This is a genomic window from Gammaproteobacteria bacterium (assembly GCA_033720895.1).
Lineage (GTDB): Bacteria > Pseudomonadota > Gammaproteobacteria > Natronospirales > JAJUFS01 > JAWWBS01.
Genome location: JAWWBS010000006.1, coordinates 16113 through 31173, shown reverse-complemented (window position 1 = coordinate 31173; position 15061 = coordinate 16113). Strand labels below are relative to the sequence as shown.

Annotated in this window: 12 protein-coding genes and 1 riboswitch; of the genes, 6 read left to right on the top strand and 6 right to left on the bottom strand. The window is 62.0% G+C overall.

What is annotated here, in order from left to right; all coding sequences use genetic code 11:
- Window positions 1-84 precede the first annotated feature (84 nt).
- Window positions 85-1443 (top strand): magnesium transporter, encoded by a 1359-nt coding sequence (gene mgtE, locus R3217_02080; protein ID MDX1454223.1) that lies wholly within the window; start codon window positions 85-87, stop codon window positions 1441-1443.
- Here the strand turns inward: mgtE and R3217_02075 are convergent.
- Window positions 1431-2627 (bottom strand): patatin-like phospholipase family protein, encoded by a 1197-nt coding sequence (locus R3217_02075; protein ID MDX1454222.1) that lies wholly within the window; start codon window positions 2625-2627, stop codon window positions 1431-1433. The genes mgtE and R3217_02075 overlap by 13 nt on opposite strands.
- A 178-nt stretch (window positions 2628-2805) precedes the next feature.
- Here R3217_02075 and R3217_02070 point away from each other — a divergent pair, with 178 nt between their 5' ends.
- Window positions 2806-3507, top strand: coding sequence for a ParA family protein (locus R3217_02070; protein MDX1454221.1), 702 nt, complete (start codon window positions 2806-2808; stop codon window positions 3505-3507).
- 92 nt (window positions 3508-3599) lie between these two features.
- A complete protein-coding gene (locus R3217_02065) occupies window positions 3600-4148 on the top strand; it encodes a peroxiredoxin (GenBank protein ID MDX1454220.1) in 549 nt (182 codons plus the stop codon).
- A 24-nt stretch (window positions 4149-4172) separates the two neighbouring features.
- On the opposite strand, the gene R3217_02060 is transcribed toward R3217_02065, so the two are convergent.
- The 5 genes from R3217_02060 to tkt all read right to left on the bottom strand — a co-directional run bounded on the left by R3217_02060 (window position 4173) and on the right by tkt (window position 11042).
- Window positions 4173-5105, bottom strand: a complete 933-nt coding sequence (locus tag R3217_02060; protein ID MDX1454219.1) for a diguanylate cyclase — start codon at window positions 5103-5105, stop codon at window positions 4173-4175.
- A 124-nt stretch (window positions 5106-5229) separates the two neighbouring features.
- Entirely contained in the window at window positions 5230-6672 is a 1443-nt protein-coding gene (gene pyk / locus R3217_02055; GenBank protein MDX1454218.1) for a pyruvate kinase, read from the bottom strand.
- Between the two features lie 73 nt (window positions 6673-6745).
- Window positions 6746-7927: a phosphoglycerate kinase gene (locus R3217_02050; protein ID MDX1454217.1), complete on the bottom strand. Its 1182-nt coding sequence runs from the start codon at window positions 7925-7927 to the stop codon at window positions 6746-6748.
- Between the two features lie 74 nt (window positions 7928-8001).
- Window positions 8002-9012, bottom strand: a complete 1011-nt coding sequence (gene gap, locus R3217_02045; GenBank protein MDX1454216.1) for a type I glyceraldehyde-3-phosphate dehydrogenase — start codon at window positions 9010-9012, stop codon at window positions 8002-8004.
- A 32-nt stretch (window positions 9013-9044) separates the two neighbouring features.
- Window positions 9045-11042, bottom strand: a complete 1998-nt coding sequence (gene tkt, locus R3217_02040; protein ID MDX1454215.1) for a transketolase — start codon at window positions 11040-11042, stop codon at window positions 9045-9047.
- Window positions 11043-11271: 229 nt separating this feature from the next.
- On the opposite strand from tkt, the gene R3217_02035 reads away from it, so the two are divergent.
- The 3 genes from R3217_02035 to ahcY all read left to right on the top strand — a co-directional run bounded on the left by R3217_02035 (window position 11272) and on the right by ahcY (window position 15035).
- Complete coding sequence (locus tag R3217_02035) at window positions 11272-12147, top strand: DMT family transporter (protein ID MDX1454214.1); 876 nt, start codon at window positions 11272-11274, stop codon at window positions 12145-12147.
- Between the two features lie 120 nt (window positions 12148-12267).
- Window positions 12268-13431, top strand: coding sequence for a methionine adenosyltransferase (gene metK / locus R3217_02030; protein MDX1454213.1), 1164 nt, complete (start codon window positions 12268-12270; stop codon window positions 13429-13431).
- Window positions 13432-13501: 70 nt separating this feature from the next.
- Window positions 13502-13598: riboswitch (S-adenosyl-L-homocysteine riboswitch) on the top strand.
- Between the two features lie 18 nt (window positions 13599-13616).
- Window positions 13617-15035, top strand: coding sequence for an adenosylhomocysteinase (gene ahcY, locus R3217_02025; protein MDX1454212.1), 1419 nt, complete (start codon window positions 13617-13619; stop codon window positions 15033-15035).
- Window positions 15036-15061: the final 26 nt, after the last annotated feature.

The window sequence follows — 15061 nt, the reverse complement described above, 5'->3', positions numbered from 1 at the left end:
CTCGCGGCAGTTGCAAGCACGGTCTCGCTGCCAGTCGGTATCGGGATAGCTAGTCAGGACACCACGCAAACAGGGGACTCTTGCATGTCGGAAGCCGCATCCAGCGTCAGCTCCGCCAGCCGCCTCGAGCTGATTCGCGAGGCGCTGGAGTCCGGCACGCTGCGCAGCGTGCGGCGCATGATGCATTCCCTGCACCCCGCCGAAATCGCCCACCTGCTCGAATCGCTGCGTCCCGCCGAACGTGAAATCGTCTGGGAGCTGGTCGACGCCGAAGACGATGGCGAGGTCCTGCTGCACGTCAATGACGAGGTCCGTGGCGGCCTGATTCGCGGCATGGATGCCGAGGAACTGATTGCGGCAACCGAAGACCTCGATATCGACGATCTCGCCGACCTGTTTGCCGACTTGCCGGAGCAGGTCACGCAGCAGCTGATGCGCTCGATGGACGAGCAGAACCGTCGCCTGCTGACCGATGTGCTGGCCTACCCGGAGGACAGCGCCGGCGGCCTGATGAACACCGACACGGTGACCATCCGCCCGGACGTCACCCTTGACGTGGTATCCCGCTACCTGAGGCTGCACGAAAGCATTCCCGAAGACACCGACCGGCTGTTCGTGGTGAACCGCTATGGTCGCCTGCTTGGCACCCTGAGCCTTGCCCGGACCCTGGTCACGGATCCCCAGACGACGGTTGCCGAAGTCATGGATACGGAGGTCAAGGGCATTCTTGCAGAAACCCCGACCACCGAAGTCGCCAAGACCTTCGAGGACCGCGACCTGGTGTCCGCGCCCGTGGTCGACGAAGAAGGCGTCTTGCTGGGTCGTATCACCATCGACGACGTGGTCGACGTCATCCGCTCCGAAGCGGAGCATTCATTGATGGTCATGGCCGGCCTGGACGAGGAAGACGACATGTTCGCGCCGGTGGCCCGCAGCGCCCGCCGCCGCGCCGTGTGGCTGGGCATCAACCTGGCTACGGCATTCCTAGCGTCGTGGGTGGTCGGCCTGTTCCAGGCCACCATCAACGAGGTCGTCGCACTGGCCGTGTTGATGCCGGTCGTCGCCAGCATGGGTGGCATTGCCGGCAGCCAGACACTGACCATCATCATCCGCGGCCTGGCACTCGGCCAGGTCGAGAAATCCAACGCCCGGCTGCTGATGATCAAGGAACTGTCCGTGGCAGCCCTGAATGGCCTTGCCTGGGCGCTGGTCGTCGCCAGCGTGGCCGCCCTCTGGTTCAATTCGGTGCCGCTGGGCGCCATCATCGCGGCAGCATTGATCATCAACATGCTGACCGCCGCCTTTGCCGGTGTCGGCATTCCCCTGCTGCTCAAGCGCCTGGGTATCGACCCGGCACTGGCCGGCAGCGTCGTACTGACCACCATCACCGACGTCATCGGCTTCACGGCCTTCCTGGGGCTCGGGGCGATTTACCTTACCTGAGGCTCGGGCGTCGCAGCCTCAGCCTTTGTCGCATCCGCCAGCACGTTGGGCAGGAACGGTTCCAGCAGATGGCGCCGTTCATGCGCATCCCGGTATCCCAGCTCTATCAGCTCGCGACAGTAGTCGCCATCGAAGAGAAGATAGGAGAGCAACTGCGCTCCCTTCGGTCCGGTCGCACCCAGCAGGCGCAGCAGCACCCGCATGGTGCGCGGGATGTCACGGATGTGACGTTCGGCTATGTCGCGAATGTCCTGGCTCGGCACCATGACCGCCACATCGATTTCCGACAGCGGCCGCAGCGAACCACGCGGCTTGCGGCCGATCTGCCTCACCAGCTCGTTGATGCGCCGAAGGCGTTCGATATCGGTGTACAGCGCATCCATGAACAGCGAGTCGAGAATGTAGCCGCCGATCTCGCCGAAGGTCGGATAACCGACAACCGACTGGCTGCGCACCGCATTGTAATCCTCGTTGCGCGTGCCAATGACCAGCAAGCGCGTTGCGCCTAGATGAATGGCCGGGCTGAGCGGTGCGGCCTGGCGCATCGAGCCGTCGCCGAAGTACTCGTTGCCGATGCGTTGAGCCGGGAAAATGATCGGCAATGCCGACGATGCCATGACGTGATCGAGGGATATGTCGGCCATCACGCCGTCACGGCGGGTTCGTGACCAGGAAACCAGGCCCTGTCGCCCCTGGAAGAACGTGACCGAGCGTGCCGAGGTATAGCCGGCCGCCGTGACACCCACGGCATCCAGGATACCGGTATCGATGGCCTGCTGGATGCGCGGCAGTCGCATGTGCAGCTCCATCAGCTGGCGCAATGGCCGGTTATCGAGGATTGACGGTGGAGCAAACCGGGGATGCCGCATGAGCAACAACCACAGCAACCAGCGACCGGTGGTACGCAGCATGGTGCTCGTGTCGCTACGGAAAATCTTGCTGACGGTCAGGTTCGACCAGACAGCTTCCAGGTGTGATACGGAATCGCGAAAGCTTGCGGCACGACTGGCCAGCAGCAGCGTATTCAAGGAGCCGGCGGAAGTCCCGGTGATGACGGGAAACGGCAGGCGAGCGTCCTTCTCGACCCAGGACGCCATCGCCTTGAGTACACCGACCTGGTAGGCCGCGCGGGCACCACCACCCGTCAGTATCAATCCCGAAGTGTGCTTTTCATCCTCGATCATGTGGCTATTGTGCCTCGAAAGGCGCGTGACGGTACATACGAGGGGACTGAAGGAAAACTTCGACAGCGTGGCTGGCTGCAGCCAGCTGCCGCGACAGGCCTTTTGTGACACGCATTCTCGAAAAGCGGCCAGTACTTGCGCTATGCTCGTAGGCCGACTTGCAGGCAGCGGTCTCGACATGCAGAAAATCGTGGTTCTCAACACCAAGGGTGGATGCGGCAAGACCACCATTGCCACCAACCTGGCGGCTCGCTTTGCCATGTCCGATTACCAGACGACGCTGATGGACCAGGATTCGCAGGGCTCGTCCATGCGCTGGCTTTCAAAGCGTTCCGAGGACCTGCCCTTCGTCAACGGTATCGCAGCCTACCAGCGCAACCTTGGCGTGACTCGCAGCTGGCAGCTGCGCGTACCCACGCAGACCGAGCGGCTGGTCATCGATACGCCGGCAGCGCTGGACCCGCAAGGATTGACCGAAGTCACCCGCAATGCGCATGCCGTCATCATTCCGGTCATGCCATCGGATATCGACATACATGCCGCTTCGCGTTGCATTTCCGACCTGCTGCTCATCGCCAAGCTGGATCGCCGCGAAGACCGCATTGCCGTGGTGGCCAACCGCGCCAGGCAGCGCACCCGGATGTTCCGCTCGCTGGAAAAGTTTCTCACCAGCCTGCATATCCCCTTCGTGACTGCTTTTCGTGACACGCAGAATTACGTGCGCTGCTCCGAAAAGGGTATCGGCATTTACGAGCTGGCAGATGCCCGCGCCGACGCCGACCGGGAAGACTGGGACAAGCTGATGGAGTGGATTGCGCAACGCCCGCCAAGTGCAGCCCAGGTCATCAATGGCCCGCGGGTCGTTCGAAGTACGCTATAGTACCCGCTGTTCATCAAGTCCGACTGGCAGGCACTCGATTGCCGGCGGCGCATCCACCAGCACGACACCTACCCCCGCAACAGGAGAACGCCATGCGCGCATTCCGAAAGACTTTCCTGTACACCCTGATCGCTTCCGCCCTGCTGAGTGCCGGCGCACTGGCAGGCGGTATCGAAGTCGGACAGCAGGCACCTGAATTCAAGCTCCAGGACCAGAACCTGGAGTGGCAGTCACTGTCCGATTACCGCGGACAATGGGTCGTCCTCTATTTCTACCCCAAGGATGACACGCCCGGTTGCACCACCGAGGCCTGCAATTTCCGCGACGAGATATTCCGTTTCAAGGCGCTCGGTGCCGCCGTGCTTGGCGTGAGCATGGACGACGTCGAATCACACCAGGCGTTTGCCGAGAAATACTCCCTGCCCTTCCCGCTGCTGGCAGATACCGAAGGCAAGGTGGCCAAGGCCTATGACGCCGTTGATTCCTATATCGTCTTCGAAACAGCCAATCGCGAGACCTTCATCATCAACCCGCAGGGAGAGATCTTCCATCACTACGAAGACGTCGACCCCGACGTGCATGCCGAAGAAGTGCTCGAATTGCTGAAGGCGAATGCCGCTACGGCAACAGAGGCAGGCTGATACGAAGCGCGACGGGCTGGCCGCTCAGTTCGACTGGCCAGCCCAGGTCTTCAGGCTGACAGCCATTTCGACCCGGTTCCGACCTTCGCGCTTGGCCTTGTAAAGCGCGTGGTCGGCCGCCCGGATGATGCGCCGGGCGGCTACACGCTCGTCCCCCATGGTGGTTGCCACACCTACACTGACGGTGACATTCATCTTGATGGAATCGATCAGGAAAGGCTCGGCCGCCACGGCGCGGCGGACACGCTCGCCCACCTCCATCGCATTGGCCCGGCCGCAACGCGGCAGCACCGTGAGAAATTCCTCACCACCGAACCGACCTGAGAGGTCGTAGGAACGCAATGCGACCTTGAGACGCTGCGCGACACTGGACAGGACCTTGTCGCCCATCTGGTGGCCGAAGTGCTCGTTGATCTGTCGCAGGTTGTCGATGTCCGTGAGGAGGACGGAAAGAGGGGTCTCGTCGCGCGCCGCGCGGTCCAGCTCGTGCTGCGCGGTTTCAAGAATGAGCCCGTGGGAATACAGCCCGGTCACCTGGTCATGCGAGGCAACCGTTGCCACCTTCCCTGCCAGTTCTCCCAGCTTCTTCCAGAGTGCCAGGCGCAATTTCAGTTCGTCAGCCTGGATCGGCTTGGCAATGCAGTCATCCACCGACAATGCCAGCGCCTTGCGTGCGTGGTCGTTGTCGACCTGGCTGTTGATCAGGATCTTGATCGTGTTTTCGAACACGGCACTTTTCGCCAGGTGCTCGAAGAGGTGCGCGGCTCCCTTGCCTCGCAGCAACTCGTCAACCAGGATGATTTCCATGGATGGCAGCGCATCCAGCGCATCGATAGCCTCGTCCGTGCTGTCGACCGACAGCGTCTGGAATCCCGCAGTCAGCAGTGCGGTTTCGAGTTCTCGCCGAGTGTGCGGTTCGTCGCTGGCAATCAGCGCCTTGCGCGCCACCTTGCCCATGGCCGACTCCCTCGGCTGATCTTCTTTCCTGCGACCTTTCATACCAGCAGTCTAACCCAGTTGACGGACGCGACAAGCCACCCCTGCCCTTTCGGAATCCCGGTGCAGGGCAGCCTGGCCTGGCTCAATCGTCGGATTCGTGTTCGCCCACCTTGAGAATCTTGAGTGCATTGGTGCCACCGGCAACCCCGGTGAAATCACCCTTGGTGATGATCACGAAATCATCCTTCTGCACTGCCCCCATGGCGACCAGGCGATTGGTGGCATCCGCCAGGATCTTGTTCGGATGCGAATGGATTATGTCGAATTCGACAGGGTAAACGCCCCGGTACAGGGTCACGCGTCGCCGGGTGGCCTCGTGGCGGGTCATGGCATAGATCGGGATGCCCGAGCGGATGCGCGACATCCACAGCGCGGTCGATCCGGACTCGGTCAGGGACATGATCGCGCCCACGCCCAGGTGATTGGCCGTGTACATGGCCGCCATGGCAATGGCCTCGTCGACGCGTTCGAAATGGCTGTTCAGGCGATGCTTGGAGCGCTGGGTCATGCGCTGTTTCTCCGCCCCGACGCAGACACGCGCCATGGCCTCGACCGTCTTTACCGGGTACTTGCCGGCGGCGGTTTCCGCCGACAGCATGACGGCATCGGTACCGTCCATGACCGCATTGGCAACGTCCAGCACCTCGGCTCGGGTGGGAACCGGGTTGTTGATCATCGACTCCATCATCTGGGTGGCCGTGATCACAACGCTGTTCAGGTCGCGGGCCACGTGGATGATCTTTTTCTGCACGGCCGGGAGTTCGGCATCGCCGATTTCGACAGCAAGGTCGCCGCGCGCAATCATCACGGCATCCGAGGCCTCGACGATCTCCTCGATGCGATCGACTGCCTCGGCCCTTTCGATCTTGGCGATGATGCCGGCGCGGGATCCGGTATCCCAGACGAGATCACGGGCCAGTTGCACGTCGTTGGCGTCGCGAGGGAAGGAAATGGCGACGTAATCCACGTCGAGATCGGCCGCCAGCTTGATATCGGCCTTGTCCTTGTCGGTCAATGCCGGCGCACTCAGGCCACCGCCCTGGCGATTGATGCCCTTGTTGTTGGACAGTCGACCGCCGACCTCGACGGTGCAGTGCACCTGCCTGCCAGACACCTTCTCGACTTCCAGGACGATCAGGCCGTCATCGAGCAACAGGCGGTCGCCCGGCGCAACATCATCCGGCAATTCCTTGTAGGTGATACCGACCGCGGTATCCGTGCCTGCGGTCTCGTCTAGCTCGGCATCCAGCACGAAGGACGCGCCGTCAACGAGCTCCGTGAAGCCGGCGGCGAACTTGCCAATCCGGATCTTCGGACCCTGCAGGTCGGCAAAGACACCCACCGCCTTGCCGGTCGTCTTCGATGCTTCGCGGACGCGATTCATCCGTCCCCGGTGGTCGTCCGGCGAGCCGTGCGACAGGTTCAGGCGACAGACATCGACACCGGCCTCGATGAGTTTCTCGAGCACGCCCGGTGCATCCGTCGCCGGCCCCAGTGTTGCGATGATCTTGGTCCGTCTTGCCACTGCACTTTCCCCTTTGTGCCTGTCTCTTCCGTTGACCAAAAAAAGCCCCGCAACCGCGGGGCTTGTTCGAACATCAGGCCACCTTGGCGCGTTCTTCCAGTATAGCCACCGCCGGCAGCGTCTTGCCTTCCAGGAACTCCAGGAACGCTCCGCCACCGGTAGAAATGTAGGAGATCTGGTCAGCCACACCGTATTTGTCGACCGCGGCCAGGGTGTCGCCACCGCCCGCAATCGAGAAGGCCGACGAATCGGCGATCGCCTGTGCCAGCGTGCGCGTGCCCTCGCCGAACTGGTCGAACTCGAACACGCCAACCGGACCGTTCCAGACGATGGTACCCGCCTTGCGCAGGATATCCGCGAGGTACTCGGCGGTATCCGGGCCGACATCCAGGATCATGTCGGTCTCGCCGACGTTTTCGACGGTCCGCACATCAGCCTCGGCGTCACCGGAGAATTCCTGTGCAACGACAACATCGCTGGGTACGGGTATCTCGCCACCCTTGGCAGCAGCAGCTTCGGTCAGGCGCCTGGCCTCCGGGATCAGGTCGGCTTCACACAGCGATTTGCCGACATTATGGCCGGCTGCCGCAATGAAGGTGTTCGCAATGCCACCACCCACGATCAGCTGGTCCACTTTCTTCGACAGCGCATCCAGCACGGTCAGCTTGGTCGACACCTTGCTCCCGCCGACAATGGCAACCATCGGGCGGGCCGGGTTTTCCAGTGCACGACCCAGTGCATCCAGCTCGTTGGCCAGCAGCGGGCCTGCAGCCGCAACCGGCGCGAACTTCGCCACACCATGCGTCGAAGCCTGGGCACGGTGCGCGGTGCCGAAGGCGTCCATGACATAGACGTCACACAGCGCCGCCATCCTCTTTGCCAGTGCATCGTCGTTCTTCTTTTCACCGGCATTGAAGCGGACGTTTTCGCAAAGCACGACGTCACCGTCTTCCAGCTCGACACCGTCCAGCCAGTCCTTCTCCAGGCGCACCTTCACACCCAGCAGCTCGGTCAGGCGCTCCGCAACCGGGGCCAGCGAAAATTCCTCGGCGTAGACACCTTCTTCAGGACGTCCGAGGTGCGACATCAGCATCGTCTTCGCGCCCTGCTCCATCGCCAGCTTGATGGTCGGCAGTGCGGCACGGATGCGCGCATCCGAAGTGACCTTGCCGTCGGCGACCGGCACGTTCAGGTCTTCGCGAATCAGTACGCGCTTTCCCTTGAGATCGAGGTCGGTCATGTTGGTGATGTTCATTGCATTGCTTCCATTTGATTCAAAAAGAGCGAATCCGCCGAAGCGGATTCGCTCGTAACACGCATCAGTACGACTTACTTCGCATTGAAGAGCGCAACCGTCGTATCCAGCATGCGGTTGGAGAAGCCCCACTCGTTGTCATACCAGGAGCAGACCTTGACCAGCTTGCCTGCAACCTTGGTCAGCGTTGCATCGTAGGTGCTCGACGCCGGATCGTGGTTGAAGTCGATCGATACCAGCGGGCCATCGCTGTAGTTCAGGATGCCCTTCAGCGCGCCGTTGGAGGCCTTCTTCAGGATGTCGTTCACTTCCTCGACCGTGGTATCGCGCTTGGCGACGAAGGCGAGATCGACAATGGACACGTTGATGGTCGGCACGCGCATGGCGTAACCATCCAGCTTGCCGTTCAGTTCCGGCATCACCAGGCCGACAGCCTTGGCCGCGCCGGTGGAGGTCGGGATCATCGACATGGTGGCCGAACGGGCACGACGCAGGTCCTTGTGGAACACGTCGGTCAGCACCTGGTCGTTGGTGTAGGCATGGATGGTGGTCATCAGGCCGGTGTCGATGCCGATCTCGTCGTGCAGCGGCTTGACCAGCGGTGCCAGGCAGTTGGTGGTGCACGAAGCGTTCGAGATGACGGTATCCGAAGCCTTCAGGGTGTCGTGGTTGACGCCATAGACAATCGTCGCGTCGACGTCATTGCCGCCGGGGGCGGAAATGATCACCTTCTTGGCACCACCCTGCAGGTGGGCCGAAGCCTTTTCCTTGCTGGCAAAGAAGCCGGTGCATTCCATGACCACATCGACGCCCAGCTCGCCCCAGGGCAGCTTGGCCGGATCGCGCTCGGCCAGCACCTTGATCTTGTCGCCGTTGACGACCATGTGCTCGCCCTCGACCGACACATCGCCCGGGAACTTGCCGTGCGCAGTGTCGAAGCGGGTCAGGTGGGCATTGGTTTCCGCATCACCCAGGTCATTGATCGCCACGATCTGGATTTCGCCGGTGCGCCCGGATTCGTACAGCGCGCGCAGTACGTTGCGGCCAATGCGGCCATAACCATTGATCGCTACCTTGATCGCCATGTCTCTATCTCCCAATCAGTGAAGTCAAAAAATCAGTTCAACAATGCTTTTGCCTGCTTCACGACATTGTCCGTCGTGAAGCCGAAGTACTCGAATACCGCCTTGGCCGGTGCGGACTCGCCGAAGCGGTCCAGGCCGATGACGCGACCCTCGGTGCCGACGAATCGCCACCACCCGTCAGTGACACCGGCTTCGACAGCCAGGCGCCTGGTCACTTCACGCGGCAGGACCGATGCGCGATACGCCTCGTCCTGCTGGTCGAACACCTTGGTATTCGGCATCGACACGACACGCACGGCGGTTCCATCCGCCGCCAGCTGCTCGGCGGCCTGCATGCACAGTTCCACTTCGGAACCCGTGCCGATCAGGATCAGTTCCGGCATGCCTTCGCAGTCCTTGAGAATGTAGCCGCCCTTGGCGATGTTCTCGACGGCATCCTTGCTGCGCGGCATGTAGGGCAGGCCCTGGCGCGACAGCGCGAGCACGCTCGGACCGTCACGGCGCTCGACCGACTGCTGCCAGGCGACCGCGGTTTCGACCGTGTCACAGGGGCGCCACACCGAGACATTCGGAATCAGGCGCAGCGAAGCGACATGCTCCACCGGCTGGTGGGTCGGGCCGTCTTCGCCCAGGCCAATGGAATCATGGGTCAGGACGTGCACGACGCCCTGCTTCATGATGCCGGCCATGCGAATGGCATTGCGCGAATAATCCGAGAACACCAGAAAGGTGCCGCCGTAGGGAATGAACCCGCCGTGCAGGCTCATGCCGTTCATCGCGGCAGCCATGCCGAATTCGCGCACGCCGTAGAACAGGTAGTTGCCGGAGGCGTCGTCGGCACTGATTGCCTTGGACCCCTTGAAGAAGGTGTTGTTGGAGCCGGTCAGGTCCGCCGAACCACCGACCATCTCCGGCAGTGCCGGGCCGATGATGTTCAAGGCCATTTCCGAGGCCTTGCGCGTGGCGACCTTGTCCTGGCCTTCCAGCATGGTTTTAACGAGCTCGCTGCACTTGGCCTGCCAGTCCCTGGGCAGCGCGCCCTGCATGCGGCGGGTGAATTCGGCAGCCAGTTCCGGATGGTCTTCGGCATAGCGTGCAAACTTCACATCCCAGTCGTTTTCGGCAGCCTGGCCCTTTTCCTTCGCATCCCAGCCGGCGTAAATCGACTCGGGAATGTCGAAAGGACCGTGCTCCCAACCAAGCTCCTTGCGAGAGGCCGCCACCTCGTCTTCACCCAGCGCGGCACCATGCACGCCCTCGGTACCGGCCTTGTTCGGCGAGCCGAAGCCGATGACGGTCTTGGCACAGATCAGGGTCGGTTTGTTCGTCTCGGCTTTCGCCTTCTCGATGGCCGCCTTGACGGCGTCGGCGTCATGACCATCGACATCGCGAATCACGTGCCAGCCGTAGGCTTCGAAGCGCGCTGGCGTGTCGTCACGGAACCAGCCGTCCACTTCACCGTCGATGGAAATGCCGTTGTCGTCGTAAATGCCGATCAGCTTGCCCAGGCCCATGACGCCGGCCAGCGAGCAGGCCTCGTGCGAAATGCCTTCCATCAGGCAGCCATCGCCCATGAACACCCAGGTGTGGTGATCGACAATGTCGTGCCCGTCGCGATTGAACTGCGCGGCCAGCATCTTTTCGGCCAGCGCCATGCCGACGGCATTGGCCAGGCCCTGGCCCAGCGGGCCGGTCGTCGTCTCGACACCCGGGGCGTAACCGTATTCCGGATGACCCGGTGTCCTGGCGTGCAACTGGCGGAAGTTCTTGAGGTCGTCGATGGACAGCTCATAGCCGCTGAGATGCAGCAGGGAATAAAGCAGCATCGAGCCATGGCCGTTCGACAGCACGAAGCGATCGCGGTCGACCCAGTCGGGGTTGGCGGGATTGTGCTTGAGGAAATCGTTCCAGAGCACTTCGGCAATGTCAGCCATGCCCATCGGGGCGCCTGGATGACCTGAATTGGCCGACTGAACGGCATCCATGGCGAGCGCTCGAATGGCGTTCGCAAGTTCGCGTCGTGAAGACATCGGGACTCCCTGCTCGGTGAAGCCGCGCATTTTCGCCGAAAAGCCCCTGCCGGGGCAACCCCGCGGCGCGGCGCCGAAACCCTGCCTGCGCTTGAAAAACAATGACTTAGGACAATCGGGCTCGACAATTGAGCGGTTTTTTTTTGCCCTTGCGCATGAGAGCTGTAGCAGGGCGCCGAGACTCGCTAGAATCCCGCCACTTTCGATCACCGACTGGCAGGCCTTTCGCATGCGCAACAGCAACATCCAGGGCATCTTGCTGATGCTGGCCGCCATGGCCAGCCTGTCGCTGATGGATGGCACCATGAAGCAGTTGTCCGGCCATTATCCGCCGCTGCAGGTGGCTGCCCTGCGCGGGCTGGTATCGATCCCCTTCCTGCTGGCCTGGGTCTGGTGGCGCGAGCGCGGCTTCACCACGCTGGTGAACGTGCGGTGGCGCTGGCACCTCATGCGCGGCGCGCTGGCGGTGATCATGCTGACCAGCTTCATCTACGCCATCAGCCAGATGCCGCTGTCGGAGACCTACACGCTGTTCTTCATCGCACCTTTGTTGATCACGGCGCTGTCCGTGCCGCTGCTGGGCGAAACCGTCGAGTGGCAACGCTGGCTGGCCATTGCCATCGGTTTTGGGGGCGTGCTGATCGCCTTGCGGCCAGGCTTCAACACCATAGGCTGGAGCGCCGTCGCCGCCCTGGTCGGCGCGACCTGCTATGCCCTGAATGTCCTGAGCGTGCGCCTGCTGGGCAGGACCGACACCTCGGCGGCGATGGCTTTCTGGTTCGTGGTCTTCCTGGCCATTGGCGCCGGGGCACTGGCCGCGCCCGGCTGGGTGCCCCTGCAGGCGGGCGATGCCTGGTGGCTGCTTGGCATGGGCGTCACCGGCGCACTGGGGCAGTTGCTGATTACCGAGGCTTTCAAGCGGGCCCCCGCCTCCATCGTGGCACCGTTCGAATACTCCAGCCTGTTCTGGGGCCTGCTGCTGGACCTCGCCATTTTCGGCCAGTTGCCGGGCATGGCCGTCTGGGCGGGTGCGGCAGTGGTTGTCGGCAGCGGTCTTTACCTGTTGCGCCGCGAGCGGATTCCGCAGCCGGTGACACCGCCTTGACGTCACCGGTTACGGATAGCACATCTTTCTTAGAAATCGCGCAAAAGCCGTTGTAGACTGGGCCACTTCGCGTACCCGGCCGCGGCCGGGTGCTACGACTGGATCAACAGGAAGTCTTTGATGCACAAGAATTATCTCTTCACCTCGGAATCGGTTTCCGAGGGTCATCCGGACAAGATGGCCGACCAGATCTCCGATGCCGTCCTCGACGCCATCCTGGAGCAGGACAAGAACGCGCGCGTTGCTTGCGAAACGCTGGTCAAGACGGGCATGGCCATTGTTGCCGGCGAGGTGACCACCTCTGCCTGGGTCGATCTCGAGGACCTGATTCGTGGTGTCATCAAGGACATCGGCTATACCAGCGAAATGGGTTTCGACTGGGAAACCTGTGCCGTGCTGAATGCCATCGGCAAGCAGTCGCCCGACATTGCCCAGGGCGTGGACCGCGGCAACCCGGAAGAACAGGGTGCCGGCGACCAGGGCCTGATGTTCGGCTATGCCTCGAACGAAACCGACGTACTGATGCCGGCGCCGATCACCTATGCGCATCGGCTGGTAAAGAAGCACGCCGACGTGCGCAAGGCCGGCGAGCTGTCCTGGCTGCGTCCGGACTCGAAGTCGCAGGTCACCTTCCGCTATGAAGACGGCAAGGCCGCCGGTGTGGACGCTGTCGTGCTTTCCACCCAGCACAACCCTGAAATCTCGCAGGATGACCTCAAGGAAGCGGTGATGGAGCACATCATCAAGCCCGTCATCCCGGCCGAATGGATTTCCAAGGACACCAAGTTCCACATCAACCCGACCGGCAAGTTCGTCATTGGTGGTCCGGTGGGTGATGCCGGCCTGACCGGCCGCAAGATCATCGTCGATACCTATGGCGGCATGGCCCGTCACGGTGGCGGCGCCTTCTCCGGCAAGGATCCGTCCAAGGTCGACCGCAGTGCAGCCTATGCCTGCCGCTACGTGGCCAAGAACATCGTCGCCGCGGGCCTGGCCGACAAGTGCGAAATCCAGGTCAGCTACGCCATTGGCGTGGCCGAGCCGACCTCGATCTCGGTCGAGACCTTCGGCACGGCGAGGGTCGACGAAGGCAAGCTGGAGGCGCTGGTGCGCGAGCACTTCGACCTGCGTCCCTACGGCATCGTCACCATGCTGGACCTGATCAAGCCGATCTACCGCCCGACGGCCAGCTACGGCCATTTCGGTCGCGAGGAATTCCCCTGGGAAGCCACCGACAAGGCCGAAGAGCTGCGTGATGCAGCGGGCATGAAAGCCGCCTCCTGAGGCGGTATAATCAACGACTTGTATTCGCAGGGCGATCTCCCCGGTTGAAACCAGGGGTCGCCCTGCCCGTTCAGGCAAGGAGCGTTGCGACAACCCCCAGCTCGTTCGAGCGACCCGGGTTGCCAGGCTTGCCGAGCGGTCATTCATAGCAACGGCGCTCGTTCTATTAATTGGAGAGTTCAATTATGAACGCAGTGGTAGACAAGAATTTCACTGACTACGACGTCAAGGACATCAATCTCGCCAAGTTCGGCCGGCAGGAAATTGCCATTGCCGAAACCGAGATGCCGGGCCTGATGGCCACCCGCGAGGAATACGCCAAGTCCAAGCCGCTCAAGGGCGCGAAGATTGCCGGTTCCCTGCACATGACCATCCAGACCGCCGTGCTGATCGAGACCCTGGTCGAGCTGGGCGCGGAAGTCCGCTGGGCGTCTTGCAACATCTACTCCACCCAGGACCACGCGGCTGCCGCGATGGCCGCTGCCGGCATTCCGGTCTTCGCCTTCAAGGGCGAGACGCTGGACGAGTACTGGGAATACACCCACCGCATCATGGAATGGCATGACGGCAGCACGCCGAACATGATCCTCGATGATGGCGGTGATGCCACCATGCTGGTGCTGCTGGGTGCCAAGGCCGAGGAAGATGCTTCGGTGCTCGACAAGCCGGGCAGCGAGGAAGAAGTCGCGCTGTTCAAGTCGATCAAGAAGCGCCTGGAAGAGAAGCCGGGCTTCTACTCGAACATCAAGAAGAACATCCAGGGTGTTACCGAGGAAACGACAACGGGCGTGAACCGCCTGTACCGCATGGTCAAGGAAGGCACGCTGCCGTTCCCGGCCATCAACGTCAACGACTCGGTCACCAAGTCGAAGTTCGACAACCTCTACGGTTGCCGCGAATCGCTGGTCGACGCCATCAAGCGCGCCACCGACGTGATGGTTGCCGGCAAGATTGCCGTGGTCGCCGGTTACGGTGACGTGGGCAAGGGCTCGGCACAGTCGCTGCGCGGCCTGTCTGCCCAGGTCTGGGTCACCGAAGTCGATCCGATCTGCGCCCTGCAGGCGGCAATGGAAGGCTTCAAGGTCGTCACCATGGAAGAAGCCGTCGAGCACGCCGACATCTTCGTGACCGCGACCGGCAACTACAACGTGATCACCTACGATCACATGAAGCGCATGAAGGATCAGGCCATCGTCTGCAACATCGGTCACTTCGACAACGAGATCGACGTTGCGGCTCTCGAGAAGAACTGCACCTTCGAGAACATCAAGGACCAGGTCGATCACGTCGTTTTCGAAGACGGCAAGAAGATCATCCTGCTGGCCCGCGGTCGCCTGGTTAACCTGGGTTGCGCCACCGGCCACCCGTCCTTCGTGATGTCGAACTCCTTCACCAACCAGACGCTGGCGCAGATCGAACTCTTCGCCCACGGCGACAAGTACAAGAACGACGTGTACGTACTGCCGAAGCACCTGGACGAGAAGGTGGCTGAACTGCACCTGAAGAAGATCGGCGCGAACCTGACGAAGCTGTCCAAGGAACAGGCTGATTACATCGGCGTGAGCCAGGACGGCCCGTTCAAGCCGGAGCACTATCGCTACTGATTCCGTTCGCTCTCGAGCGAGATACC

What these genes read in the sequence shown, in the direction of transcription:
- gap (MDX1454216.1), bottom strand. Translation starts at nt 9,012, where the DNA reads ATGGCGATCAAGGTAGCGATCAATGGTTATGGCCGCATTGGCCGCAAC.
- R3217_02075 (MDX1454222.1), bottom strand. Translation starts at nt 2,627, where the DNA reads ATGATCGAGGATGAAAAGCACACTTCGGGATTGATACTGACGGGTGGT.
- metK (MDX1454213.1), top strand. Translation starts at nt 12,268, where the DNA reads ATGCACAAGAATTATCTCTTCACCTCGGAATCGGTTTCCGAGGGTCAT.
- R3217_02035 (MDX1454214.1), top strand. Translation starts at nt 11,272, where the DNA reads ATGCGCAACAGCAACATCCAGGGCATCTTGCTGATGCTGGCCGCCATG.
- R3217_02060 (MDX1454219.1), bottom strand. Translation starts at nt 5,105, where the DNA reads ATGGGCAAGGTGGCGCGCAAGGCGCTGATTGCCAGCGACGAACCGCAC.
- R3217_02065 (MDX1454220.1), top strand. Translation starts at nt 3,600, where the DNA reads ATGCGCGCATTCCGAAAGACTTTCCTGTACACCCTGATCGCTTCCGCC.
- ahcY (MDX1454212.1), top strand. Translation starts at nt 13,617, where the DNA reads ATGAACGCAGTGGTAGACAAGAATTTCACTGACTACGACGTCAAGGAC.
- R3217_02070 (MDX1454221.1), top strand. Translation starts at nt 2,806, where the DNA reads ATGCAGAAAATCGTGGTTCTCAACACCAAGGGTGGATGCGGCAAGACC.
- R3217_02050 (MDX1454217.1), bottom strand. Translation starts at nt 7,927, where the DNA reads ATGAACATCACCAACATGACCGACCTCGATCTCAAGGGAAAGCGCGTA.
- mgtE (MDX1454223.1), top strand. Translation starts at nt 85, where the DNA reads ATGTCGGAAGCCGCATCCAGCGTCAGCTCCGCCAGCCGCCTCGAGCTG.
- tkt (MDX1454215.1), bottom strand. Translation starts at nt 11,042, where the DNA reads ATGTCTTCACGACGCGAACTTGCGAACGCCATTCGAGCGCTCGCCATG.